The following is a 25063-nucleotide window of genomic DNA, read 5'->3' on the forward strand; positions in this document are numbered from 1 at the left end:
GGTTAAGCATGCTCAACTATCTCATCGCCAAATCCGTGTGATGACAGTACATACGTAAATTCACGTCCCGGCGTTTCTTCGGCGAAACTACAGCTCAAGGTCACTTACCCGAGATGGCGCTGCTCAATGCGATGATCGTCAGATGATTGTTAACTGACTTTACGCCCTCGACTGCCGAGGCAATCTGCTGGGCACGTATCGATTGGAAGGCACTCGACACCACTCCGCTCAGTGTCACGATGCCCGAGGCCGTTTCAACCCGAATGTCTTCGTATCGGACGACTTTGTCGCTTTTCAGCGCGGCCTCAACGGCATCGGCGATGTCAGCATCGTCCGCAGCTAAATTGGGCGACACGCGAGAGGCCTGAGCAGAAGTGCTGCTGAGCTTAGCAGACTTGGAGTGCAACTGGACGCTCGACCCTTGTGCGAGGGCAGCACCGCTTAAACTTAAGATTAATGGTGCAGCGACGATACCCGCCGCGATTGGTTTATAATTCATCGCGTGACCGCAGCAACCGGCTGAACTCCGGGGACCGAGGTAAATTAAGGCCAGCAATTATTGGACCTAGAAAAAGCTCAAGAATTCCAAACCCACTCGCTCTCCAAGAAGGCGAGTTGTAACTTTTTTACAATGCTCGGAAATAAGAATGTGCAAACCGCGGAAAAGCTATTTATGCGGGGCGGTCGAATTGTCGCTCATTGGCAGAGATCTCAGCAGTGCCGATGCTTTCGCGGCCAAACTATCCGCGGCGGAATAATCCTGATCATCGAAAGACTTTTCGGCGCTCCTTAGCAGTCGCGTCGCCAAGGTCTCACTGCTGAGCTGGTCAGCCGTCAGGTTTTTCTCATCGACCTGCCTGGCTTCGGCATTGACGTCACGAATCATCTGCTCGGTCTTATTTCGTAACACGCCGTCGGGCGACGCAAGCGCCAGACTCGAAGCCGCGACAGGTGAAGCCGTGGAGGTTTGAGGAGCAGTTACGGCTGCGTCAGCTGGCTCGGCCAGGGTGACCACCGGAGGATTGGTGGCTTCAGGCGAATCGACAGTGGTTTCGCTCGGCATACTTGATGGCGGTTTTGCAATGGCCAGCGATGGTCGCGCGGTCTTGGCCTTCGAGCGCGCGGTGGCGCGCGATGTGGCGATCGCCATTGGCAATTCTGTCGAACTGATTGTGGGCATCGCCGCTGCTGTCGCGCTGGCAACCCCCGTGACGCTCTCCTCGGGATTCGCCTGAGCTTCCGGATTTACGAACTGGCTCAGGCTGTTCATCATTTGTGCGCAGCCGACGATTGTTAGCGAGAAGGCACCGATCGCCGCCATTGTCAGCCCATGGCGCGAGGGTGGTCTTGCTTCAAGCCGTGCTGCCGGCGATTGGGCGTGGAGATACATTTTCAGCCATCGGGAGAGCGATAGTACAGATTGTACCTTGCGCGATTTCGGAGCTGAGGTGGATCTTCCCATGATTGAGCTCGATCGCGCGCATCGCGAACGGCAATCCCAGTCCGCTGCCGCCCGGTTTGGTCGTATAGTAGAGATCGAAAATGCGGTCCAACTTGTCCTTCGGAATTCCAATGCCCTGATCTGCAACCTCGATCTCGACGGTGGCGTCCTTCGGCCGTGTGGCGAGCGTCAACTTCCCGCCGTGCGGCATCGCCTGCACCGAATTCGTTACCAAGTTCGTCAAAGCTTCCGCGATCATCCCTTTGTCTGCCCGCACCGCGGCAAGTCCCGACGCTAGATTGTACTCAACTTCTATACGTTCAGTCTTCACGCGCGTTCCAATTTCGGCCAGAAGATCATTGACGCTGAAATCGGTGATTTTAAGATCAGCGGGCCGCGTAAAGCGGAGTATCGCTTCAATTGCCTGATCGAGGCGCGTTACATCCTGACGAAGTTTATCAATATGTCGAGTCGCGCCCTCGCCATGATCGTCGCGCAAAAGCTCAAGGCGAAGATTCATGCCGTGCAGCGGGCTGCGTAGCTGATGCGCCATGCCCGAGATCAAGGTGCCCAGACGCGCGAGCCGATTCGATGTATCAAGAGCGGCTTCAAGTTCCATGACTTGCTTAAGATCGCGCATTACGAGGAGCAGCCCGGCCGGCTTGGGTCCCTGGCCCATCCTGAAAAATGAAACCAGCATCGAACCGTCGCGCATCTGGACGGGGACGTCGTGAGCCTCAGTGCCCGTATCGAAAGTAGTTTTGACTAATGCCGCAATTGGATGCCCACGCCCGAGCGCGGTTTCGAGCGCAAGGCCGTCAAGGTTAGCAGCGCCCGGCGCGAGCTTTTCGCGGGCCATGCGATTGGCGAAAAGCACCATACCTTGCGCGTCCAACAGCATCACGCTGTCCTGGATTGATCGAACGACATCAAAGAGATGCGCCCGATCGGTATCGAGTCGTGAGCGATCGGAACGCACCTGACGCGAGAGTTCGTTAAATTGTTCGGCCAGCGCACTCAGCTCATCGCGGCCTTCGACCTCGACCTCGACCGGAGTGCGACCGGCAGCGAGTTGCTCGATTCCGCGGCTCAGCGCTGCGACCTGGAACAAGATTCGATTGGCGACGAGCGAGATCGCAAGCCAGGCAATCGCAGTGACGGCCACGGCCGTGAGGAGAATCACCAGCAGCAGATGCCGCGCCCGGTCGGCGACCAGCGCGGTGGTGACACCAATCGAAATGATCGCGGCCGGCTTGTTATCGACGATAACCTCGCGCCGCGACTCATACACGTTACTGCTCACGAGACTTGGTATCGAAGCGAACAGCCACCATCCCTTGGCGCGCGCCTCGAACTGAGACAGGGGCGGCAGCGCGGGCGCGGGTTTGCCCTCTCCTTCATCGTTCGCGGCGACAATCACCGTTCCGTCGAGGGCCACGACAGATGCCGATACCACCGAGGGCGCGAAGGCCTGCGTCGAATTGAGCAGGCGCGCGAGCGATTTACTATTCTTGAGCTCTGCCGGCAGATCGGGTCCGCCCCCCTTCATCAGGGTATCGCGGATCTGCTCGAAGATCTGATCGACGACAAGATCGGTCGAATGCGAGAGATCGTCGATCATCTGCCCGACTATGTAATCGAGCGAGATCAGGCTCATCGACAAGATTGGGATGAACAGCAGGATCAGAATTAAACAGGCCAGTCTTGCACGTAGCCGCATATCTGTGCCGGGCTGTTCGGCGCTGACGAGCTGCGGGCCGCGTCTCGACGGGCCCGTGCCAAGCGCAAATCAGTCAGTGCTGCTCCTGACTGAACCGCTCCAATTTGTTGTACAGCGTTTTCGCGCTGACGCCAAGAATATCGGCCGCGCGAGTCTTGTTCCCTCCGGTAAACTCGATCGTGCGCGAAATCATTTCTTTCTCGACTTCATCGAGAGACGCGCCGACTCGAATCCTGACGAACCCGCTGTCCGTCGTGCCGGTGGCGCGGAACTCTTCTGGCAGATCGCGCTTGCGAATCATCTGGCCGTCGCTGACGATCACCGCGCGCTCGATTACGTTGCGCAGTTGCCGCACGTTACCGGGCCACGGATGCGCGCGCAGAGTGTCGAGGCATTCATCGTCGATGCCCATGATCTGTTTGTTGTTCTGTGTTGCGTAATGCTGCACGAACATCTGCGCGAGCTGCGGCAGATCTTCGATACGTTCGCGCAATGGAGGAAGCTGAATCGTGAATACATTGAGGCGATAGTAAAGGTCCTGGCGCAGTTTGCCGTCGCGCACCGCGCCCTCGATGTCGCGATTGGAGGCCGCCAGCACGCGCACGTCGATCGGAACTTCGGCCGTGCCGCCCAGACGGCGCAGGCGTTGTTCCTCGATCACCCGCAGCAGCTTGGCCTGCAGCTCAACCTTCATCTCGGTCAACTCGTCGAGCAGAAGTGTGCCGGTGTTGGCCAGCTCGAAGCACCCTTCCTTGCGGCGGTCGGCGCCCGTGAATGCTCCGCGCTCGTGGCCGAGGAGCTCGCTTTCCATCAGGGTATCGGGAATCGCCGCGCAGTTGACTGGCAGATATGGCGCATTGCGCCGCGGTGACAACTCGTGGATCGTCCGCGCGACGAGCTCTTTGCCGGTCCCGCTCTCGCCCGTGATCACGACCGACGCCGAAGATTGCGCGAGCCGCTCGATCGCAGCGATCACGCGGCGCATCGCGAGCGACTGGCCGAATAACGGTCCGAGTTCGCCGACCTGGGCGAGGCGGCGCTTGAGCGCGGAGTTCTCATCGCGCATCGCAAGGTTCTCGGCGATCTGCTTCAGCATCTGGCGCAGATGCGGCGGATCGACGGGCTTGCGCAGGTAGTCAAGCGCGCCCAGCTTGATAGCCTCGACCGCGTCGGGAATATCGCCCTGCCCGGAGATCATGATGGTGGGCAACTGGATACCCATCTCGTGGATGTCGCGAATCAGCTCGAGGCCGCTCTTGCGCGGCATTCTCAGGTCGGCGAGGAGGATCTGGGGATGAAAGGTCTCGAGCAATTCGAGAGCACGAACACCGTCCTCGGCGATCTCCGGACGATAACCCCAGGCCGCCAGCGACTCACGCCATTCCTCGTGAGTGCCGGCGTCGTCTTCTGCAACTAAAACTCGAATTTCTCCAGCCATCCCTAACCATCACTCGTCGGAATTTCCCGGCAAGCGCCCCGCCGGTTCGAAAGCAATCAAGAGCCCGAGACGATCCTAGAACTTCAGCCGCTCGAGTCTCAAGATTGCCGGGAGCTCGTCCCGAGCCGCCCTCATTATGAGACTAGCGGCGTGCTGCTACCACCCGCATGCGCCCGTTGCGCTCGCGCAGATTCAGCCGCGGAGGCACGTTCGCGCCGCGGTGCCCGGTGGCGCCGTCACGCGCCGCCTGCGGTGCGCGCGAGGTGATGATATTGAAGCGATGGCGCAGGCCTTCGCGCAGGCAGCTTGAATCAATGCCCAGCGCTTCGCAGACATTGGCGAACGACAACCCTTCGGACTCGCCAGTCCAATAGATCCAGTCGCGAGCCTCGGTGAATTCGTCGTAGCGATCGGTGCCGCGCATCGCGCCGCTGTATTCGAAGTAGCAGCGGATGGCGTCTTCGAGCACGGCGAGCAGCAGCCGGCGCTGTCCTTCGTCCGAATATCGCCGCGGTCCCGCAACTTCGTTGTACTGAGAAGGAAGTATGCAGTCGCCCTGGAAGAGGTTTGGCAACGAGTCGTCAACCAGTTGTGCTTTCATTCAATTATCCTCGGGGGGTTGAGTTCCGCTGGGTCAGCAAGCAAGAGCAGCGCCAACAAGACCTTTGCGCGAAATACCAACTTGGTATGCGGCGATTTTAGTAACTTCCTTGCCGTTCGCGGTCGCATCCTTTGGTCTTTGCACGTGAATCCGGAAGAATATTCTTGACCGTGTAAAGTTTGACCGACGCTCAGATCGCGACGTTTTCCGAATGAGTATTTGACTGCACCCACGTGACGAGACCTGGGCATGTTGATTGCGAAAGCCCATTACGCAGTCACTGAGTTCGTGACGAGACTCAACACGGAGCTGAGATTTATGCTGTACTGGGCATTTGTCTTTTTGATCGTCGCGCTCGTCGCCGGCGTGATGGGCTTTGGCGGTATCGCGGGCGTCGCGACTGACATGGCGCGCGTCCTCTTCTTCATCTTCCTCGTGCTTTTCGTCATCGGTCTCGCCCTCGGCTGGCGCGCGGTGTAGAAGGAGCTTTCCTCCTTGATGCGGGACCGGCGCCGTCATTTTGACGCCGGGCCCGCGTAGATCGCTTACCAAACCGTAGAAGTCGGCTTTCAGCAGGCTCCATGCCACAGCTTTAATGGAAATTCAGTGAGCAAATTGCTGCATTTTTCTCAGACGCGAGAAAAATTTACCGACTTCGCCGTGTAATTTTTTCCGATTACCGGCCAGTAAAACGGATAAGGAAAAGTGGATTCGCGAGTGATCGATAGCCCAATTCCGATGTCTGGCTCGCTTTTGTCGCTGGCGCATCAATTGCTCGTCAAATCAATCATCAAGGCGCTCTGAGACTTCAAGACTCGTCTTGAGCGCCCAGTTTGAACGAACAACTGAGGAGTTAATTCTGATGTCCATCCAAGATGCAGGTCCTGCCGTTCAGGATGCTTTCGATAAGGGTCGCCGCACGGCGGAGCGCGCCACCGAAACGATCAAAGACTTTGTCGATGAGCACAAAGGCGATTTCGACATACGGCAGTTTGTCCGCGACGAACCCTGGATCGCCGTTGCCGCGGCATTCGCAGTTGGCTATCTGGCGGCGCGGTTGATGCGACGCGCCAACTGAGTATTTGTGCGATGGGCCAACGAGTGAGTAATAGGCAAAAGCGCTCGCCAGCGCTGTCACTTCCGGGCATCGACAGCTGGTCGCGGCTGATCTGCGATAAGCCGATGCTTGCGGTCGGCGCTGCCGCCGCGACTGGTTTTTTTGCGGGCGGCGGCGGATTGACTATTCCGGGCAGGATGGCGACGTCAATTGTGGCCAGGATGGTTGCGCGGGAGCTCGCGGCCGGAATGGTAACCGGGCTGCTCGCGAGTATGTTTGCAGGTCACCATGACAACGGAACTCGAGAAACTGAAGATTGAAGAAAACCTCGACGAAGCGCGTCGCGGACTGCTGGATACCGCGGAGCAAATCCGCCAGAAAGTCGAGGAGGTCGAGCTCAACCCCGAGCGTGTCATCGTCAACCGCTATCCGGCCGCGGCGATCGGCATCACGGCGGCGCTCGGATTTATTGCAGGGTCGACGCTCGACCAGATATTCGAGCCGATACTGTTCGGACTGCTGCTCGGGATCGGCACTTCGCGATTAATTGTCGCGACTGAGAACCTCGGCAATGGCGATAAGTGAGGATGATAGTCTTGCGCCGGCCTCTCCGCAGGATTGGCCGACGTTGGCCGCAAGGTTTCTCGAAGACCTATCCAAGATGATCCAGGCCGAGATTCATCTCGCGGAGCTCGGTTTGCGCAACGCATTGCAGGCGCAAATCGATCAGATGCTCGCGACTCTGGCAGTGGCGGGTCTAGTGGGATGCGCCCTCCTATGCGTCCTTGCAGCGGTCGTCCTGTTACTTCATCACTGGATTGACTGGTGGGCTGCCTTCGCACTCACGGCTTTGCTATCGGCATTGGCTGCTCTTGTCGTGCGTTCGAGACCTTCCCGCACCAGCGCGCCACCGACGGAAAACAATTAAAGGTGACCGACCGAGATCACTTTGTACGTGATTTTCGTCCGTGAGCTTGCGACAGTGATCGCTTTTTTTTAGCGCGGCTCGACGAGCTTACAGCGGCTTTTGACCTGGTCGAGGCCTTCGATCTCTTCGCCTCAACGAGAACAGTCGGGATCGGGTCGGATGCGAGAAATCGGCTGGCGTTCTTGATGTTTCGTTGGCTCCGCGGGTCTTGCAAATCCCTGCCGAGCTCGCGCCGAAAGAGATTGCGGGTCACGGGTGCCTCATCGAAAATTGCTGTCATACCGCGCGAAGAAGCCATCGTTGCTTTATACAACATCGCGATCCTCCGAGTCGAGTTTAGGATCGACAACAGCGCGCAATCCGCTCAAGCGGATTCGCGTGCTGCCTCCCCCATCGTCTCTGCCGTCAAAAGTTCTTTCGGTTAGTGTCGAGAACGAGAGGGTGAGCAACAGCGCGTGCGCATTACGAGGAAGATTGATCTGTTTGGCTCGCTCGCCCGGCTCCTGCCACAAAGCCACCACTCGATCTCCAGACGCCCCCGGAGCCATCGATCGCTTCACCATTCCGAGCGAGGTCACAGTCAAGACAGCGGAGCCCGGATCCTCCGAAAGCACCGATGCATATTTCGCCGGCCAGCGTGATTCCAGTTGCGGCCCATCCATCAAGAGCGCCACTACCAGGTTCGGACCGATCGCTCTAATGACCGCTCCGGCCGGATCGACTCGCGCCAGGTCCTCACAAATGATTGACGTGAAACTGACGCCGTTTCTAAAAACAAAGAATTGGGCGTTTCGCCGCGACACGTCGATTCTCTCCCAAAATGTGTCCTTGGGATTGAGCACATGACCGAGGCTGTAGCGGATGATTTGCGAGTGATCCAGGCGCCAGCGATTATGCTTAGGCTGCTCGGCTATGAAAGGTACGCCGCCTTTCCAGAATGGAACCGCCCATGCCACGTTTGCCGAGAAATCCTTCGAACCTCGTCCGCGTTTTAGTACGCCGCTTACGAATAGCTCGACATCGGCCTTCTTCAATTGTCGAACGAGCGCTTTGGCGCGGGTTTCATCGACCGCTAACTCCGGCATTACTATACCGTGTACGCGGCTGACACCTTTTTTCGCTTCTCGAATCAAACGCAGCAGCGACTTGCCGAGTTCCGTTCCGACCGGTGAACCTGCGGCCCTGCCACGTAGCCATTTCTGTTCACATTCGAAGAAGCGAGGCTCCATGCCTCCTGGTTGTGCGTCTTCGCGAAAGCAAAAGCCGCTGACACCGAACGGATAGGGAACGATTAGGAGGTTAAATGGTTCTTCACCAGATCGATTTATAGCCTGTCTTTTTTCAATCGCGGTCGGAAGTGTAATCCAGGTCGTGGCAAACGTGCCGTGGGGAGGCAGCAGGGCGAGGTTGTGGGACATGGTTCGCAACGTCACGCCCACTTGGGGAGTCCGCGTTTTCGGTTGCACACATGCTTCTTCGGGCGGGACCGCCATACAAATACTGTGCGGGAGCTTGATCGAAGAGCGCCGATGCCGCTCCATTCGGAGCTCCTGGGCGTGTAGATAGTCGGCAAATGGAACTATTCGTTTCTCAGTACGAAATCCAAGTCCACCCGACGCTTCATCGGCGACGGCCATCAACATCATTGCCGCGTCCCACCATTTCTCAGCCGCTGAAGGCCGGCCCGCAGGGCTCCCTACTACAACCACGGGTTTGTTGCGGTTGTGATAAAGAGTAGCCCATTGCTCGCCGAGGAATATCGTCTCTTTGTCGTTCTTTTTCAGATCCAGGACCCGCCACCGATACCCCACATTTTGGACTGTATCCTTGTATGAGCCGCGGAAGAAGCATTTGTCGCGCGAATGCTCAGTGTAGTGTCGATGTCGATAGCACTGGGACATCTCGACCAGAGTTGCGCATACTGCAAACAAATCAGGCGGCCAGACAGGAAAGGCAGGCCACTCGACGCGCTCCTTTGAGGCGCCGGGAAGCAAGCGATGCACCACTTGACCAACTGTCGGCATTGGATATGTGTGAGCCTTTTGCTTACGGCAACGCGGAGCCACCGAATGCCAGGAGACGAGCGCCCCTCTTTTTCTTTTTCGGCCGTTCTTTGCCGATCTTTCCTTTATCTGAACTGAGCGTCGAGAAATCGCTCCAGTGCAAATCGCTCATGTACCCCTTGTTGCTCGACAGCACATCGGACCAGTGCGATTTCGCAATTTCTTTCAGTTGCGGATCCAACGTTCCACGTTTTCTGACGAGCCGTAACATGAAGGCATCAAAGGTCGAGTTGAGCAAAGTGGTTTTCATGTCTTCCATCGCTCGGGATTTCCATTTGAATATCAACGCAGGAGCGATGGGGGCCACCGAATACGAGCGTCGCGCCCACAAACCCAGATCAAGATATAGACGGTAATAGAGGTTGCGAAAGGTATAATCCGCCAGGCTGTAACCGACGAATACGGTAGTATATTTCTCTGCCAGCTTCCGGATGTCGCGGTACATCGTCTTTCGGATGGTTTCCGACTTGATATAGTCCTGAGAGGTGATCACCATCCTCAATGCCGGTTTGCTCTGGAGTGTCAGGCAGCCATGAGGTTTGTAGAGGTTTATTGTTTTGCCGCCCTCGTCGCTTTCTTCGTCTCCGTCTCGCTTGAGTTCTACCAGGTCATGGTCGGTACGGATGACGACTATCTTGCGGGCGGCGAATCCAATCCGCATCGCCTCTGACCACGCCAGTTCGGCGACGGTATTGTAGTTCGTGGTGATTACTGCCTTCCACGGGAAACTTGCGGCCAGATAGTGACCAAGGCTTGGACGAAGATCGCGAAGCCGTTCCGACACGAAGGCATCGAGTTCCGATCGCCCAATGTTGCTCTGAAAATATTCGGCTGCCTCCATCAAGGCGGGAACTTGATGGTCTTTCAGCGCCAGTTGGTTGCCTTTTACCAGTTTGCGAAGAATTGCCTTGGCGAGTTCACTACCAGTGACTCCCAACTGGCCATCTTCCCGTTTGCATTTCGCGGTGCTTCCAGCACCAAGAAACAGTATAGCGTTACCGGAAGAGACTCTACCAAGGATGTCGTCGTATACTTCGTCGTCTGGCCCCCTCGTCATTCGACGCAGCCCTCCCTTTAACGGCAGCACTAGCATCATGATCATTGAAAGGCTAGCCCCGACTGCATAAATCCGGGTCGAAGCTAACCGCCAGGAGCAGTGTACCCCACTCACTGTGGCGCGAAGTGCTAAAAACGGGTAGCCAGCGTCAGCGCGTTAGTTCGCCCCAGGCGGGGAGCGGTTCGCCGTGGACGATCGAATTTGCGAGCACTTCGCCGGCGCGGACGCTGAGCGCGACGCCGTGGCCTGCATATGCGCCGGCGACGAGGACTCGCGGGCATGAAGGTACACTTCCGATTATGGGGACTGCGCCTTCAGTGAATACGATCGGTCCCGCCCAGGAAGCGGAAAGCTCAACCATACTTAACGCCGGGTGAAGCCGGCGGATTCGATCATGCAGCGCGGAAATGATATTCGCGAATTCTCTATGGTCGGTTCCGACTTGTTCGAGTTCGTCGGGCGCCGCGAAGAGCAACCCCGCGCCGAATATGACGCGACCGTCGCGCATCGTCCGCCCCCACAAGTAAGGAAGGTCGGCGGTATAGAAAGGAATTACGTCGCCGAGACCGATCTCATCAATCACACTATCTTTCAGTTGCTCAGTTGCCACGGCGAACGTGAGCGAGCTCCGCGCCGACGGCGATTGACTGACCAGCGATCGCATCCATGCATTGATGCCGACGATTACCCAGTCGGCGTGTAAGCATTCATTATCGATATATACTGCTGGCCTGGATTCGTACTCGATTCGCGTGACGCGGGCATTCTCGCGAATCGCAGCCCCGGCGCGAAGCGCCGCGCGGGCGAGGCCAATGTTCAATCGCGCAGGTTCGACAGTGCCACCGGTGACAGTTCGCGCGATCGCGACGCGTTTGCCGCCGTCCGCCCAGGGCAGCATCTGTGCCGCGGCGTTCTCGCGATGCTCAATCTCCCAGCATCCGGGAAGATCGAGTTCGCAATCGATTCCTTCTTCATCGACGAGGCGGCGAAGTTTCGGCACGCATGCTTCGACTCCCGGACGCGGTCCTGTCGCCGTTCCTTCGAGCACTAGGCCGCCGGTGCGCCCGCTCGCCCCATCCGCTACAGTTTCCGCTTCAAGCACCAGTGTGCGAACACCAAGTTTAGCCAGATGGTATGCGGCGGAAGTGCCGGTGAATCCTGCGCCGACTACGATTACATCCGGACTCGCGAACAACGCGGCCGGCGGCTCAAGCTCCAGGCTCTCGTGCAACCACGGCGATTCGCCCCACTGATTTCGCCGGACATCCATGGCGGCCTGGAACAATTGTATCAGCTTTTCTCAGGCGGGCGCGGCGCGACCCACGGTCCCTCGGCGCCGATCAACTGCTGGGCTTCCTCGGGTCCCCAGGTGCCCGGCTCATAAACGTAAACTGGCGTGACGTTGCCGAGGATCGGCTCGACGATCCGCCATTGCGCCTCGACCAGGTCCTGCCGCGCGAACAGTTCATTGATGCCGCGCATCGCATCGCCGAGCAGCCGCTGATACGGCGGCTCATCGTCGGCGGCGCGCCGCGTCAGGTTAAGCTCGACGTCGTCGCCGACCATCCGCTCGCCGGGTGTCTTGACGCGTACGCCAAGGCCGATGCTGATGTCGGGGCTGATCCTCATTCGCATGTGCGCCGAACGCGCCGGCACAATTTCATGGAAGGTCTCGCGCGGCGGCCGTTTGAACTCAACGAAGATCTCCGTCGCGGTGAGCGGCAGGAGCTTTCCGGCCCGGATGAAAATCGGCACGCCGGCCCATCGCCAGGTATCGATTAGCAAGCGCAGTGCGACGAAGGTTTCGACCGTCGAGCCGGGAGCGACGCCCGGAACCGAGCGATAGCCGCGATATTGCCCGCGCACCACCGATTCCGGCGAAAGCGGCCGCACCGCCTTCAACAGACGGGCCTTCTCGTCGCGCATCGCCTCATGATCTTCGCCGGTCGGGGGATCCATCGTGAGGTTGGCGAGGACCTGCAGCATGTGATTCTGCACGACGTCGCGAATTGCGCCGGCCTCGTCGTAGAAGCGTCCGCGATCCTGCACGCCGAACTCTTCGGACATCGTGATCTGGATGCTGTGAATATAGTTGCGGTTCCAGATCGGCTCGAAGATCGGATTGGCGAAGCGGGTATAAAGAACGTTCTGAACTGGCTCTTTGCCGAGATAGTGATCGATGCGATAGATGCGATTCTCGGGAAAATACTTGTGGATGATATCGTTGAGCTGGGCTGCCGACGCGAGGTCGTGGCCGAACGGCTTCTCCACGACAACGCGCGCATTGTCGCCACATCCCGACTTCGCGAGCCCCTCGGCGACGGGGCCGAACATGCTCGGCGGGATCGCGAGGTAATGCAGCGGCTTCTTGGCCTCGCCGAGTTCCTTGCGGACCTGCGCGAACGTTGCGGTGTCGGCATAATCGCCATCGACATAACGCAGCAGCTCGCTCAGCTTTTTGAAGGCCGCTTCATCGACACCGCCATGCTTCTCGAGGCTGTCCTTGGCGCGCACTTTGAGTTGCTCGAGGTTCCATCCGGATTTGGCGACGCCGATGATCGGCGTATCGAGCCCTTCGTCGCGAATCAGCCCCTGCAGCGAGGGAAAGATCTGCTTGTAGGCGAGGTCGCCGGTTGCGCCGAAGAAAACAAAGGCATCTGATTCAAATCCTGCCATGGATAGTCTCCTGGGTCAGATGAGGCAGCGGAACTTTAGCCGCCGGGCACTTCGTGACGATTACAACCCATTGGCACTTTCTGCGCTACTGGTGAGATGCTCCTGCCGCGAAAACGATTCGCGCTAGCACAGTGACACGCTCACGACCACTGCGTCATCTAATTGTCTAACGGCGATATTTCCATTTACGCTTTCATCAGCAATCTGAGCTGCCGAGGAGAAGCCAATGAAACCTGCACTTCGAACCAAACTTGCGCTTGTTGCGGCTTGCGCGCTGCTGAGCTGCTGGTCGCTGCCCGCGCACGCGGAAGAGAAGGCGACGATCAAAACCGGATACCTGACCTGCCATGAGGCTGCGGGATGGGGATTTGTCTTCGGTTCGTCGCGCGATCTCCGATGCTCTTACACGGCGAACGGTGGCCGAACTGAGTATTACAGCGGAAGCGTTTCCAAGTTCGGCGCGGATATCGGCTATCTGAAGTCCGCCGTGATCCTGTGGGCGGTCGCCGCGCCAACCAACGATCTCAGGCCCGGCGCACTTGCCGGGAGCTACGGCGGCGCGACGGCGAGCGTTGCGCTGGGCGCAGGCGCGGGCGCCAACGTGTTGATCGGCGGCTTCAAACATTCGATCGCGCTGCAGCCCGTGTCATTCGAAGGCCAGAACGGCCTCAACATCGCCGCCGGAGTCGCGGCGCTGAGCCTAAAGTATCGCGGCGAAAAAGAACCCCGCTAATCCGACTATGACGGGAGCCGGTGGCAACATCGGCTCCCGTTTCGCATCCGGCTAAGTTGCCGGAATCTCGATCTCGAGATGCGCGCCTGGTTGCGCGCCGTCGAGTTTTACACGGCCGCCTACTTCGGCCACGCGCAGCGCGATCGCCCACGGCGCTTCCTTGGTCTCGCCGAATCCTGCCCCGTCATCGTCGATCGTAATCCGGATTGAATCGCCTGCGACCGCAGCTCCCGCCTTGACGCTATGTGGATTGCCGTGATGCCACGCGTTGCGCATCCCTTCGAGCATGATGTGCATCACGTGCTCGACGACCATCGCGCTGCCGGTGAATTCCGCGCGCACGTGAAAGCGCGTGTCGGCGCTGGCGATCGAGTTGTCGCGTGAGCCCTTATGCTCGGTGCCGGCGAGCGTCCTGATGTAATCGCGCACTTCGTCGTATTCACGCGTGACTCCGGTCTGCAGCTCCGTGATTTGGGCGAGCGCGTCGTGCGGCCGCTTCGAGCCGAGAAGCTGGCGGCATACTTCGAGCCGCAGATTGATGCCCGCGAGCGCCTGCACGTAGCCGTCGTGCAATTCGAGCGCGATCAGCTGGCGCTGCGCCGCGTTCTCCAGCTCGCGAAGGCGGGACTCGAAGCGCGCACGCTGCTCGCCGAAAAACTCGATCAGGTAGCCGACGATGGCGAGGTACACCGCGCGCATCATGTAAACGCTCGACAGCCCGTGCGGCGAGAGCGCGATCACTATCAGGTAGAGCGCGACACTAAGTGCCGTCACGCCGAGCGAAGCCCAAATTTCGAAACGGTATCCGCCCGCGATGATCGCGAACACAAAGAAGATGTAAGCAGGGCTGGTCTTGCCTTCGGTCATAAACGCGAGCGCGGTGGCAAAGGTGAGATCGAACGCGACCGACGCCGTCAGCATTCGCCGTCCCGCGTTGAACCTGCTGAGCGCGAGCCACGTCGTGATGCTGTAGGTCAGATGCAACAGCAATGTCGCGAGTACGAGCGGATCGAGCTGCAGGAAGCCGCCCGCCGTCGTCGGATCGACGTAAATCGAAAAAAGTGCGACCAGCGAGAAAACGATTCGCGCACGCGCGATCGCGATATCGAGGTCGCCGATGCCCGGAGCTTTCATCCGAGTACCTCCGCGAATCAGTCAACCAGCGATCGTGCGATGACGCAAAATCGCAGTCAGAGCTTGAGCCGATAAACGCGCGCCGCGGTGCGCCGCATCAGGTCGGCACGTTCGTCATCGTTGTAGCGCGCCGCCATTTTCTTGAACGCGTTCCACAGCACGAGGTACGAGCACGATACGCGATCGACCGGGAAGTTGCTCTCGAACATGCATCGCGACGGCCCGAACTTGTCGATCGTGTGGAAGTAGTAATCGCCGGTCGCCGCGACCAGCTCGTCGGAGGTCGCGGGCTTGGGCCGCCGATGCCATCCGAAGCCGTTCACCGCCATGTTGATTCCGCCGAGCTTGACCACGACGTTCGGACATTTCGCGAGCTCGGCGATGTCGGCCTTCCACTTGGGGAAAATTTCGGCGCGCTTGCCCTCGTAAGGACCGGTGCCGAGCGGTCCGCCGAAGTGATCGAGTATAATGGTCGTGCCGGGGAACGCGCGCGCGAGGCTCGTCAGCTCCGGGATCTGCGGATGATAGTTCCACGCATCGAAGGTGAGACCCAGCGGCGCAAGCTGCGCGAAGCCTTCGCGGAATTTCGCCGAGTCATACAGATCGCGCGTCGGGTTGGTGTGTGAATTCGCGACGTCGGGATGCGCGTCCCATCCTGCGGCATGGCGGATGCCGCGGAACCTTTCCGGCGCGACCGCGATATGCGCCTGCAACACTTCACGCGCCGCCGAGCCCAGCGTCAGATCGACGAAGCTCACGATTCCCGCGGCGACTCGCGTGTCGCCATAGCGGCCGCTCGCGCTTTGCGCCGCGACGCCGTTGACGAACTCAGTCTCCCCGATCGACTTCATCGCGTCGGGTCCGTCCTTGCGATACATCGACATGCATTCGACGAACACCGTACCGAGCACGCGATGGCCCGAGCCGGTGTCGTGCAGGATCTCTTCGAGCAGGTAGCGGCTGTTGCGGTGATCCCATAGATGATGGTGCGGATCGATGATGGCGGTCTCAGGTTCGAGCACTTGCTCGCTGACCAGTGCCAGCCAATCTTCGCGATGCGCGGGGGACTGTTCGCGTTCGTTTGCCATCGGCGTTGCTCCTTAGCTGTAAAGGAATCGATCCGCAGCAAGATTTCAATGGTTGCGAAGATGAATCCGCGATCGTCTAACTCTATAGGATGGCGCTTGCCTGCGATCGGTGGGAGCGCGACCCGTATCGGGAATAAATCGAGCGGCATCTGACTTGAGGAGAGTTTTTTTCGATGGAGCATGAGCATCACGGGCATCATCCGGCGCCATCCAGCGTGGGCGCGGCTCCGCTCAAGGATCCCGTGTGCGGCATGAGCGTGACCGAGAATTCGAAGTGGTCAACCGAAAGTGGTGGGACGACCTACTACTTCTGTAGTGAAGGATGTCGCAACAAATTCGCCGCCGATCCCGCGCGCTACCTGAACAAGCCTGCGGCGCACGATCATTCCGCGCACCTGCATGGGCACAGGTCGCACGGCGCCGCGGCACCCAAGCCTGTTGCCGCGATCGCGGGGCCGGTTGAGTACACCTGCCCGATGCATCCGGAGATCGTGCGCCCCGGTCCGGGCGCGTGTCCGATTTGCGGGATGGCGCTGGAGCCGCGCACCGCAACTCCCGTCGAGGATAAGAGCGAACTCGACGCGATGACGCAGCGGCTGTGGGTCTGCGCCGCGCTCGCGGCGATCGTCGTCATCCTCGACATGGGCAGCATGATCGTTTCAGGCGGAATTCTCGCGCCTGCGACTCTCATCTTTACCGAGCTGATTCTCACCACGCCGATCGTGTTGTGGGGTGGATGGCCCTTCTTTGAGCGCGCGTGGATGTCGATCGTCAACCGCAGTCTCAACATGTTTACGCTTATCGGACTCGGCGTCGGCGTCGCATACGTGTACAGCATCGTCGCGGCGACGATGCCGCAGATTTTTCCGCCTTCGTTCCGCGGCGCGGGTGGCGAGGTCGCCGTGTACTTCGAGCCCGCGGCCGTGATCGTCGCGCTGGTCCTGCTCGGCCAGGTGCTCGAGCTGCGCGCGCGCAGCCAGACCGGCGCCGCGATTCGCGCGCTGCTCGGCCTCGCACCCAAGACCGCGCGCCGAATCCGCGACGGCGTCGAGGAAGACGTCCCGCTCGACGAGGTGCATCCCGGAGATCAACTCCGCGTGCGGCCAGGAGAGAAAGTTCCCGCCGACGGCGTCGTAGTTGAGGGCGCAAGTGCGATCGACGAGTCGATGGTGACGGGAGAACCGATCCCGGTCGAGAAGCACGCCGCCGATCGCGTGATCGGCGCGACCGTCAACGGCGCGGGCTCATTCGTGATGCGCGCTGAGCGCGTAGGCAGCGAGACCCTGCTCGCGCAAATCGTCAAGATGGTTGCCAAAGCGCAGCGCAGTCGCGCTCCGATCGAGCGCCTGGCGGATCGCGCCGCCGCATACTTCGTCCCGGCGGTCGTTGGCGCCGCGATCATCACATTTATCATTTGGGCGACATTGGGGCCCGACCCAAAAATGGCTCACGCGCTCATCAACGCCGTCGCGGTGCTGATCATCGCATGCCCGTGCGCTTTGGGCCTCGCCACGCCGATGTCGATCATGGTCGCGACGGGTAAAGGCGCGACGCTCGGCGTGCTCTTCAGAAACGCCGAGGCGATCGAGGTGCTGCGCCAGGTCGATACTCTTGTCGTGGACAAAACCGGCACGCTCACCGAAGGCAAGCCCAAGCTGGTCAGGGTGATTGCGACGCCGGGCTTCGATGAGAACGAGATGCTGCGGCTGGCCGCGAGCCTCGAGCGCGGCAGCGAGCATCCGCTCGCAGCCGCAATCGTCGCCGGCGCGGAATCCCGCAAGGTCATCCTGAGCAATGCTGATAACTTCCTGTCAATCCCTGGAAAAGGCGTCACGGGCATGCTCGGGAATCACCAGGTCGCGCTCGGCAACCGGGTGCTGATGGAACGAATCGGCGCTGGCACCGCGCTCGCCTCCGACGGCGATGCGATGCGCACCGAGGGTCAGACCGTGATGTACGTCGCGATCGACGGCAAGGTCGCGGGACTGCTCGGCGTGGCCGATCCGATCAAAGCGACGACAGCCGAAGCGATTCGCCAGCTTCACGCCGACGGTGTGAAGATTGTCATGCTGACCGGCGACAGCCGCGCCACTGCTGAAGCCGTCGCGCGCGAGCTCGGCATCGATCAGGTCGTCGCCGAGGTGTTGCCGAATCAGAAGGCCGAGGCGGTCAAGCGGCTGCAGAGCGAGGGCCGTATCGTCGCGATGGCGGGAGACGGCGTGAACGATGCGCCTGCGCTCGCGCAGGCGCAGGTCGGGATCGCGATGGGAACGGGGACCGACGTCGCGATCGAAAGCGCGGGCGTGACCCTCGTCAAGGGCGATCTGCGCGGAATCGTGCGTGCGCGATTGCTCAGCCGCGCGACGATGGGGAACATCCGGCAGAATCTTTTCTTTGCGTTTGTGTACAACGGTCTCGGCGTTCCGATCGCCGCAGGCGTTCTTTATCCCGCGTTCGGAATCCTGCTGAGTCCGATGATCGCCGCGGCCGCGATGAGCATCAGCTCGTTCTCGGTGATCACCAACGCGTTGCGGCTGAGACGCCTCTCGCTCTGAGACGGACGCGGCCCGCGATGAGCCGCGCCCGCAATTTCACTCAGCGCTTTTCGAACTGCTTGTTGCCGTAGAGGATCGAGCGCGCTTCATCGTCGAGCGGCTCGGGCGGCAGATCGGCCATCACCGCCAGACCGCGCTTGACCGCAGGTCGCTCCGAGATCGCATCGAGCCAGCGCTTGAAGTTCGGCCGGCTCTCGAGCTGCTCGGGCTCGCGCCGCGTGCCGACTACCCACGGATACGTCGCGATGTCAGCGATCGAGTATTCGCCCGCGAGATAAGGCCGATCCTTCAACTGCTTGTCCATAACGTTGAGCAGCCGGCGCGATTCGTTCGTGTAACGCTCGATCGCATACGGAAGCTTCTCCGGCGCGGCGCGCAGGAAATGCCCGCGCTGTCCGAACATCGGACCGACACCGGCCATCTGGAACATCAGCCACTGGATGACGTCGTACTTCGCGCGCGTCTCAGCGGGGAGAAGCTTGCCGGTCTTCTCGCCGAGGTAGAGGAGGATGGCGCCGGATTCGAAAATCGAAATCGGCTTGCCGCCGGGGCCGTCAGTATCGACGATCGCCGGCATCCGATTGTTGGGACTGATCGCGAGAAAGTCAGGCTCGAACTGCTCGCCCTTGCGGATATTCACCGGCACGATTCGATATTGCAGTCCGGTCTCTTCGAGGTAGATGGTGATCTTGTGCCCGTTCGGCGTCGGCCAGTAGTAGAGGTCGATCATATTAGAGCCTCCTGAGGCGCGGTTGGATTGAGGGTTTTGCTCGTATCATGTGAGCAGCGCCCGCCGCGAGCAAGCGTCGCAAATCGATTCCGAACTAATCAGGTCTGATAATGCAGCTATCGAAAGATTGCTTCCGTTGGCGTCGTCGAGGCTACAAAGTGGTATCCAAACGCGCCAACAATTTGTCGCTCGCATCTCTGCACAACCTTTTTCGTATTGATTTGAGCGGCCTTTTGAACGCTACGTGAGTCCTCGTGTTCTGGCATGCCTGATGCGTTAACCCGCTCGATTGGGGGCTGCGTCCAGGGAGGAAGGCATGTCAGGATCGATAAAGAGATCTAACCGCATCCGAGCGTTCGCTCTCGGGCTTGCGCTGGCGACGACCTGGCCCGCAGGCGCATCGGCCGCTGAACACCGGGCTAAAGTCGCCAAGGTCTCCCAACAGGAGATGCAACTTCGCATCAATCAGCTCGAGCAGCAGAACCAGACGCTCGAAATCCAGAATCACTCGATTCAGGATCAGCTCAACACCCAGAGACAGCAAATTGACTTGCTGATGCATCAGATGCAGCAGACGAGTCAGCCGCTCACCGCGATTCAGCAACAAATGCCCGCGATGCAGGCGGAATTGAGCGACGTTAAGGAGAAGCAGCGTTCAGTTCCGCTCGAAGTGGGATTCCGCACGGGATGGTCCGAGTCGCCATACGGGATGCCGGGCGGGCTTTATTACGGCGCGTTCCTCAACCATCGGCTGCTGACTCATGAAGATGGAATTCCCGGTGGCTTTATCGCGGGTGAGATGCTGGTGGGATGGACGCAAGGCAATCACGCCTACACCAACGCCAACCTTATCAGCCAACTCGGTAATCCTCCATTCAACACCTGGATGTACACGCTGTCGCTGCAGCCGACCGTACAATATCACCTCGACATGGGCCTGCTGGGGCTCGCGAGTCTCGAGGCGTTCAAGCCATACGCACTGGCTGGTCCGTCAATGTATATCAACTTGTTAAGCACGCCGGTGGTGGTGAAAAACGGCAATCCAGGCGCCAACTATCGTCATTACGACGCCGACGTGCAGGGCGGAGGCGTATTCGGCGCAGGCTTCGAGCTTGGTCTGTCGGCGCTCAAGCTCCCGCCGATCCAGGGCATCCTCGACAAGTCATTCGTCGGCGCAGAGTACCGCTTCAACCAATACGGCAATGGCCAGGGTTACAATCAGTACACCGGCTCGGTTGGCTTTGGCTGGTAGCCGGTTGGGATAACCTCTTCCGCTGCGCGGGTGAGGATATTCCAAGTTTAAACGGCTGCCCTCGTCATAACTTTGCTTGATTGCCACAATTCCCGAGTGTCCGGCGGCAACGTCATGGCTGAATTGAGGATCGCCGGCGCGCACAGCTCGCGGTGGCATCGAGTTACAAAATCAGCGCTCATGACGAAGCTCGCATCGCCCCCGCCGCTCTCGAGGCCGGCCTTGCCAGTTTGCGCGAGCGCTCGGCAGCCGACCCTTTCAGTAATCCAATCGTATTGTTCGCGATCGATCTGTCGCGGCGAATCGATCGCGGCGAGATAAGCCTCCACGATCTCGATGCGCTCGTGCGCGATCTCACCGTCGATGCCTTTGCCGGACGCGCGCGCAGACTCCACACGTATCTCGGCGAAACCGACGCGGACGCAAATCGCGCGGCTATCACGACCCATATCGAAGAGTTGGCCAAAAGCAATGACTTCGATCGTTTTCGCACAACCGTCGAGCGCCCGGTCTTCGGCGTCGTCCTCACTGCGCATCCTACCTTCGCGATCTCGCTCGCGACGGCGCGCGCGCTCTCTGAGCTTGGGTGCGGAACGACCTGCGCCGGTGCTCCGCTCGACGAAGCCGCTCGTCATGAGCGGCTGAACGCCGCACGCGCCGCGAACCATCGCCCGCCCGAGCCACTGACTCTCGATATCGAGCACGAGTGGTCGCTCGAAGCGCTGCGCCATTTGCATGAGGCGATCGACGATCTGGGTCACGCCGTTCTGAGCGTTGCACGTACGAAATGGCCGGATCGATGGACCGAACTCACGCCGCGTCTCATCACGCTTGCCTCATGGGTCGGCTACGATCAGGACGGCCGCACCGACGTTACTTCGATGCGCAGCTTCGCAGTGCGTATGGCCGACAAAAGCGCCGCGCTCGCACGGTATCGCGCGGCGATCGCAAGAATCGTGGCCTGGGCGCCGCTGCCGCTGGTCAAAGCACTCGAGCCGGCTGCGCATCTGCTCGATCGCGCGATCGCAACCGTCGCGCGGCAATCGGCCCTGCTCGCCGAGGCCGAGCGCGAGCCGCATCGCATGGCTGAATTTTCGCGCGCGATGGTTGCTGGACGCGCCGACGCGCTGGTCGATATCACCCCGCTCATCGAACTGGTCGATTCCGCGTTGGATCGCGCGGATGCCGATGACGATCTCCGAATCGATCTGCTGGTGCTGCGCGCTGCACTGGCAAACCACGGCCCCGGCCTTGCGCATGTGCACGTGCGGCTCAATACGAGCCAACTCCACAATGCGATTCGCAGGCGCGTCGGGCTTGAAACCGATCCCAACGATCCGTCGAACCGCCGTTCTTATTTCAATGCGATCAACGATCTGCTCGGCAGCGTGCGCCCGGTGACGATCAGCTTCGCGTCGCTCATGATCGAGCAGGCCTCGGCGCGGCGCCTGATGATGACCGTCGCGCAGATGGTCAAGTTCGTCGATGCCGCCACGCCGATCCGCTTTCTTATCGCGGAGACCGAGACCGGCTTCACGCTGCTGACGGCGCTCTACTACGCGCGGCTTTTCGGCGTCGAAGACCGGGTTGAGATATCGCCGCTGTTCGAGACCGAGGAAGCGTTCGAGCGCGGCGAGCGCGTGATCGAAGAAGCGCTGAAGAGCCCGCATTATCGAAACTACCTGGCGAAGCTCGGCCGCTTCGCCGTGCAGTTCGGTTACTCTGATTCGGGGCGTTTCGTCGGCCAGATGGCGGCGACGTATCGTATTGAGCGGCTGCGCCTGCGTCTTGCGCAGCTGCTCGAGCGCCACGGCCTCGGCTCACTCGAAGTGATCCTGTTCAACACTCATGGTGATTCGATCGGACGCGGGGGCCATCCCGGAACCCTCGCGGATCGCTTCCGCTACCTCGCGCCGTCGATGAATCGCGCCGAGTTCGCAAGCCGTGGAATCAGGGTGAAAGAGGAGGTGAGTTTCCAGGGCGGCGACGGATTCCTGCCCCTCCTCACGAGGCCGGCCGCGCTTGCGGTGGTGACGAGGATTCTTGACTTCGCTTTCGCTGCCGATTCGGAGAGTTCAGGCGATCCGATTTACTCCGCGCCCGACTATGCCGCGGAATTTTTCGCGACCGTGCAGCAGGAGTTCTCAAGTTTCGTCGATGACCCCGACTACGCGGCTCTGCTCGGGCTGTACGGCACCAACATGCTCTATCGCAGCGGTTCGCGGCCCGCGGCGCGCATCAGCGAAGAGTCGAGCCGCGCGCCGGCAATTGAGCATCCGTCGCAGCTGCGCGCGATCCTGAACAACGCCATTCTTCAGCAGATGGGATTTTTCGCGAACACGATTTACGGCCTCGGGCGTGCGGTAGCACGCGACCCCGAGATGTTCGCCGTGATGCATGCGCGCTCGCCACGCTTCCGACGCGCGCTCGAACTTGCGGCGGCGGCGCTCGAGTTCAGCGACCTCGATGCGATGCGCGCGTATGCGCACGTGTTTGACCCGGGCTTATGGCTGACGCATTCGGGGCGCACCCGTGCCGCGTCGCGGACCAAGGCGATGCGCGAGCTCGCGCGCCTCACCGAAAAAATCGCCCGCCACGATCGCGTCGCGCGCGTCATCCGCCGCCTCCAGGCTGATCATCTGCTCCTGATTGAGCATCTGCCTCCCGCGGACAGCGCGCGCCGCCGCAGGCTCGTCCTGCTTCACGCGTTGCGCGTTGCACTGATACAGCGAATCGCGATGCTCGCGACGGCGATCCCGGCGTTCAGTCCGAGCGGCGGAGTCACGCGCGAAGATGTGATCGAAAGAATCCTAGGGCTCGAGGTGTCGGACGCGGTCGAGCGCCTCTCGCACATCTTTCCGATCCAGGCCGAGGATCCCGGTGGCGATGATTTCGGCGAAACTGCGAGTTATCAGCCCGAGGCGGCGCTGTCTTACGCGGTCGAGCACAACACTGTCTTCGAGCCGATGACGAAACTGTTCGAACTCGCGCGCGCCATCGGCTCCGCGCTCAGCCACGAGATCGGCGCGATGGGGTGAAGGGTTCTCAGCGCAGAATTTCGACCAGCAGTACCCACGCGTTCGAGACGCCGACCGCGATTGAGAAAATGATGCCAGGCACCAGCCAGTAAAGCCCGCCGAACGCGCGCGCTATCGTCGAGATTCCTCCGACTATGAACAGAATCGTCGCGACCTGAGCGATTGCGAACGAAAAGAACGGCCGCCGCCGGCCCTCGGTGATATGCAAGGCGCGGCGCTGAAACCGGACCTGCAGGATCCAGAGAACGAACCCGCCAATCGTTATCTGGATGCCGAGCATAGTGAGTGACTGGTCCGGCACGAGGCCCACCAGCGGAATCATGAGTGCAGCGACGAGCTGAAGAATCGATTCAGCAGCGCGTTCCGAAAGACCGGGAAATTCGAGAATACGGCTCAAGTTGATCGAAACGGCGACGAAGATGAGGCCGGTCAGCGTAGCCGCAACTCCGGCCGCAACCGAGAAAAAGACCGTCCATCCCGCGATTTGGTACGCATACATGACGCGCACAACCTAGCGTGATGTCCCATTAATAACTTTACGAAGGCGTTGAAGTTTTGCGAGGATCGAGTCGGCGGTAGCGGTCCACACCAAGGGATGCCGATGCAGATTGTAACTGGCGACGTAGGCGTCGATTTTCTGCCCTAACTCGCCGACGCTGCGGAACGACCCGCGCCGAATTGCCTGCTGGGTGATAAGGCCGAACCAGCGCTCGACGTGGGTGCCGTAGTTGTCTGCGATCAGATGGATGTCGAGCCCGCCCGGGACGCTGCGGTCGAGGTGATTGAGGAACGCGAGGAATTCCTGGTGCCGATGGCGCGGCTTGCACGAGGTAATCACTTTGCCGTCGAGGGTATCGCGTGCCGCGAACAGGGTGGTAGTGCCGTGACGGTAGTAATCGTGAGTTACTCCTTCGACATAACCCAACCCCATCGGCAACACCGGTTGGGTGCGTTCCAGCGCCGGCACCTGGCTCTTCTCGCCCACGCACAGCACCAGCGCCTTGTCGGGCGGATTAAGGTACAGCCCCACGATGGCGCGCACCTTCTCCACGAAGAACGGGTCGGTGGAGAGCTTGAAGCTCTTGGACCGATGCGGCTGTAAACCGACGCGCGAAATAGCGGCCCACCGTGCTCTTGGGGATGCCGGTGACGGCGGCTGCCGAGCGCACGCTCCACTGGGTGGCTTGGTCGGGCTTGCGCTGCACTACCAGCTTAATCAGTTCCGCAACCTTTTCATCGTCGTGAGTGCGCGGGCGGCCCGGCCGCAATTCGTCGTGCAAACCCGCCAGCCCGCGTTCTTGATAGCGGCGCCGCCAGTGGCTAACCGCCGGGGCGCTGACCCCGCAGCGCCGTGACACTTCCCGATTGGACTGGCCCTCGCCCGACGGCAACACGATCCGCGCCCGCCGCACCAACGACTGCGGCATGCTGCGCGAGCGGACCAAGGCCTGCAGTTTCAGGCGCTCAGCTTCGCCAATCAGCAACGCCGTGTTCGCTCTGCTCATCCTCGCCACCTCCCTCGCTACCCTAGCAGTCCGCTACCAATCTGTAA

Annotated in this window: 21 protein-coding genes and 1 pseudogene; 8 read left to right on the forward strand and 14 right to left on the reverse strand. The window is 60.2% G+C overall.

All coding sequences use genetic code 11. From position 1 onward, the window contains the following. Positions 1-100: 100 nt before the first annotated feature. The 5 genes from VMA09_08470 to VMA09_08490 form a co-directional block, all read right to left on the reverse strand. On the reverse strand, positions 101-499 hold the full coding sequence (locus tag VMA09_08470; protein ID HUA33627.1) for a BON domain-containing protein: 399 nt from the start codon (positions 497-499) through the stop codon (positions 101-103). Positions 500-667: 168 nt separating this feature from the next. Further along, on the reverse strand, positions 668-1321 hold the full coding sequence (locus VMA09_08475) for a hypothetical protein (GenBank protein ID HUA33628.1): 654 nt from the start codon (positions 1319-1321) through the stop codon (positions 668-670). A 31-nt stretch (positions 1322-1352) separates the two neighbouring features. After that, the gene (locus VMA09_08480; protein HUA33629.1) at positions 1353-3098 is read right to left on the reverse strand and encodes an ATP-binding protein; all 1746 of its coding nucleotides are present in this window, start codon (positions 3096-3098) and stop codon (positions 1353-1355) included. A gap of 136 nt (positions 3099-3234) precedes the next feature. Next, positions 3235-4599 (reverse strand): sigma-54 dependent transcriptional regulator, encoded by a 1365-nt coding sequence (locus tag VMA09_08485; protein HUA33630.1) that lies wholly within the window; start codon positions 4597-4599, stop codon positions 3235-3237. Positions 4600-4741: 142 nt separating this feature from the next. After that, entirely contained in the window at positions 4742-5200 is a 459-nt protein-coding gene (locus VMA09_08490; protein ID HUA33631.1) for a hypothetical protein, read from the reverse strand. A gap of 249 nt (positions 5201-5449) precedes the next feature. On the opposite strand from VMA09_08490, the gene VMA09_08495 reads away from it, so the two are divergent. The 4 genes from VMA09_08495 (at position 5450) to VMA09_08510 (ending at position 7185) form a co-directional block, all read left to right on the forward strand. Further along, positions 5450-5680, forward strand: a complete 231-nt coding sequence (locus VMA09_08495; protein ID HUA33632.1) for a DUF1328 domain-containing protein — start codon at positions 5450-5452, stop codon at positions 5678-5680. 340 nt (positions 5681-6020) lie between these two features. Then, complete coding sequence (locus tag VMA09_08500) at positions 6021-6278, forward strand: DUF883 C-terminal domain-containing protein (protein ID HUA33633.1); 258 nt, start codon at positions 6021-6023, stop codon at positions 6276-6278. Positions 6279-6545: 267 nt separating this feature from the next. After that, positions 6546-6842, forward strand: a complete 297-nt coding sequence (locus VMA09_08505) for a hypothetical protein (protein HUA33634.1) — start codon at positions 6546-6548, stop codon at positions 6840-6842. Positions 6843-6885: 43 nt separating this feature from the next. Beyond that, the gene (locus VMA09_08510; GenBank protein HUA33635.1) at positions 6886-7185 is read left to right on the forward strand and encodes a phage holin family protein; all 300 of its coding nucleotides are present in this window, start codon (positions 6886-6888) and stop codon (positions 7183-7185) included. Between the two features lie 305 nt (positions 7186-7490). Here the strand turns inward: VMA09_08510 and VMA09_08515 are convergent, their stop codons facing one another. The 4 genes from VMA09_08515 to zwf form a co-directional block, all read right to left on the reverse strand. Then, entirely contained in the window at positions 7491-9209 is a 1719-nt protein-coding gene (locus tag VMA09_08515; GenBank protein ID HUA33636.1) for a hypothetical protein, read from the reverse strand. Between the two features lie 22 nt (positions 9210-9231). Continuing rightward, positions 9232-10350, reverse strand: a complete 1119-nt coding sequence (locus tag VMA09_08520; GenBank protein HUA33637.1) for an SIR2 family protein — start codon at positions 10348-10350, stop codon at positions 9232-9234. Positions 10351-10453: 103 nt separating this feature from the next. Then, entirely contained in the window at positions 10454-11575 is a 1122-nt protein-coding gene (locus VMA09_08525; GenBank protein ID HUA33638.1) for an FAD-binding oxidoreductase, read from the reverse strand. Between the two features lie 20 nt (positions 11576-11595). Further along, positions 11596-12981 (reverse strand): glucose-6-phosphate dehydrogenase, encoded by a 1386-nt coding sequence (gene zwf / locus VMA09_08530; GenBank protein ID HUA33639.1) that lies wholly within the window; start codon positions 12979-12981, stop codon positions 11596-11598. A gap of 226 nt (positions 12982-13207) precedes the next feature. Here zwf and VMA09_08535 point away from each other — a divergent pair, with 226 nt between their 5' ends. Then, positions 13208-13714: a DUF992 domain-containing protein gene (locus VMA09_08535; protein HUA33640.1), complete on the forward strand. Its 507-nt coding sequence runs from the start codon at positions 13208-13210 to the stop codon at positions 13712-13714. Positions 13715-13765: 51 nt separating this feature from the next. On the opposite strand, the gene VMA09_08540 is transcribed toward VMA09_08535, so the two are convergent. After that, on the reverse strand, positions 13766-14848 hold the full coding sequence (locus VMA09_08540; GenBank protein ID HUA33641.1) for a histidine kinase: 1083 nt from the start codon (positions 14846-14848) through the stop codon (positions 13766-13768). A gap of 56 nt (positions 14849-14904) precedes the next feature. Beyond that, positions 14905-15936, reverse strand: a complete 1032-nt coding sequence (locus tag VMA09_08545) for an amidohydrolase family protein (protein ID HUA33642.1) — start codon at positions 15934-15936, stop codon at positions 14905-14907. A gap of 173 nt (positions 15937-16109) precedes the next feature. On the opposite strand from VMA09_08545, the gene VMA09_08550 reads away from it, so the two are divergent. Next, complete coding sequence (locus VMA09_08550; protein HUA33643.1) at positions 16110-18491, forward strand: heavy metal translocating P-type ATPase; 2382 nt, start codon at positions 16110-16112, stop codon at positions 18489-18491. Between the two features lie 40 nt (positions 18492-18531). On the opposite strand, the gene VMA09_08555 is transcribed toward VMA09_08550, so the two are convergent. After that, positions 18532-19221 carry a glutathione S-transferase N-terminal domain-containing protein gene (locus VMA09_08555; GenBank protein HUA33644.1) on the reverse strand — a complete coding sequence of 230 codons (690 nt, stop codon included), beginning with the start codon at positions 19219-19221 and terminating at the stop codon, positions 18532-18534. Between the two features lie 316 nt (positions 19222-19537). Here VMA09_08555 and VMA09_08560 point away from each other — a divergent pair, with 316 nt between their 5' ends. Both VMA09_08560 and VMA09_08565 read left to right on the forward strand, forming a co-directional pair. Beyond that, entirely contained in the window at positions 19538-20473 is a 936-nt protein-coding gene (locus tag VMA09_08560; GenBank protein ID HUA33645.1) for a hypothetical protein, read from the forward strand. Between the two features lie 152 nt (positions 20474-20625). Further along, a complete protein-coding gene (locus VMA09_08565; GenBank protein ID HUA33646.1) occupies positions 20626-23511 on the forward strand; it encodes a phosphoenolpyruvate carboxylase in 2886 nt (961 codons plus the stop codon). Between the two features lie 7 nt (positions 23512-23518). Here the strand turns inward: VMA09_08565 and VMA09_08570 are convergent, their stop codons facing one another. Then, the gene (locus VMA09_08570; GenBank protein ID HUA33647.1) at positions 23519-24010 is read right to left on the reverse strand and encodes a hypothetical protein; all 492 of its coding nucleotides are present in this window, start codon (positions 24008-24010) and stop codon (positions 23519-23521) included. Positions 24011-24022: 12 nt separating this feature from the next. Next, positions 24023-25016, reverse strand: a pseudogene (locus VMA09_08575) (IS630 family transposase). Positions 25017-25063: the final 47 nt, after the last annotated feature.

It is taken from the genome of Candidatus Binataceae bacterium, from assembly GCA_035508495.1.
GTDB lineage: Bacteria > Desulfobacterota > Binatia > Binatales > Binataceae > JASHPB01.

Bases quoted from the DNA above. Each gene is read 5' to 3' on its own strand.
- VMA09_08470 (HUA33627.1), bottom strand. From the start codon at position 499: ATGAATTATAAACCAATCGCGGCGGGTATCGTCGCTGCACCATTAATC.
- VMA09_08475 (HUA33628.1), bottom strand. From the start codon at position 1,321: ATGGCGGCGATCGGTGCCTTCTCGCTAACAATCGTCGGCTGCGCACAA.
- VMA09_08480 (HUA33629.1), bottom strand. From the start codon at position 3,098: ATGAGCCTGATCTCGCTCGATTACATAGTCGGGCAGATGATCGACGAT.
- VMA09_08485 (HUA33630.1), bottom strand. From the start codon at position 4,599: ATGGCTGGAGAAATTCGAGTTTTAGTTGCAGAAGACGACGCCGGCACT.
- VMA09_08490 (HUA33631.1), bottom strand. From the start codon at position 5,200: ATGAAAGCACAACTGGTTGACGACTCGTTGCCAAACCTCTTCCAGGGC.
- VMA09_08495 (HUA33632.1), top strand. From the start codon at position 5,450: ATGTTGATTGCGAAAGCCCATTACGCAGTCACTGAGTTCGTGACGAGA.
- VMA09_08505 (HUA33634.1), top strand. From the start codon at position 6,546: ATGACAACGGAACTCGAGAAACTGAAGATTGAAGAAAACCTCGACGAA.
- VMA09_08515 (HUA33636.1), bottom strand. From the start codon at position 9,209: ATGCCGACAGTTGGTCAAGTGGTGCATCGCTTGCTTCCCGGCGCCTCA.
- VMA09_08520 (HUA33637.1), bottom strand. From the start codon at position 10,350: ATGATCATGATGCTAGTGCTGCCGTTAAAGGGAGGGCTGCGTCGAATG.
- VMA09_08525 (HUA33638.1), bottom strand. From the start codon at position 11,575: ATGGATGTCCGGCGAAATCAGTGGGGCGAATCGCCGTGGTTGCACGAG.
- zwf (HUA33639.1), bottom strand. From the start codon at position 12,981: ATGGCAGGATTTGAATCAGATGCCTTTGTTTTCTTCGGCGCAACCGGC.
- VMA09_08535 (HUA33640.1), top strand. From the start codon at position 13,208: ATGAAACCTGCACTTCGAACCAAACTTGCGCTTGTTGCGGCTTGCGCG.
- VMA09_08540 (HUA33641.1), bottom strand. From the start codon at position 14,848: ATGAAAGCTCCGGGCATCGGCGACCTCGATATCGCGATCGCGCGTGCG.
- VMA09_08545 (HUA33642.1), bottom strand. From the start codon at position 15,936: ATGGCAAACGAACGCGAACAGTCCCCCGCGCATCGCGAAGATTGGCTG.
- VMA09_08550 (HUA33643.1), top strand. From the start codon at position 16,110: ATGGAGCATGAGCATCACGGGCATCATCCGGCGCCATCCAGCGTGGGC.
- VMA09_08555 (HUA33644.1), bottom strand. From the start codon at position 19,221: ATGATCGACCTCTACTACTGGCCGACGCCGAACGGGCACAAGATCACC.
- VMA09_08560 (HUA33645.1), top strand. From the start codon at position 19,538: ATGTCAGGATCGATAAAGAGATCTAACCGCATCCGAGCGTTCGCTCTC.
- VMA09_08570 (HUA33647.1), bottom strand. From the start codon at position 24,010: ATGTATGCGTACCAAATCGCGGGATGGACGGTCTTTTTCTCGGTTGCG.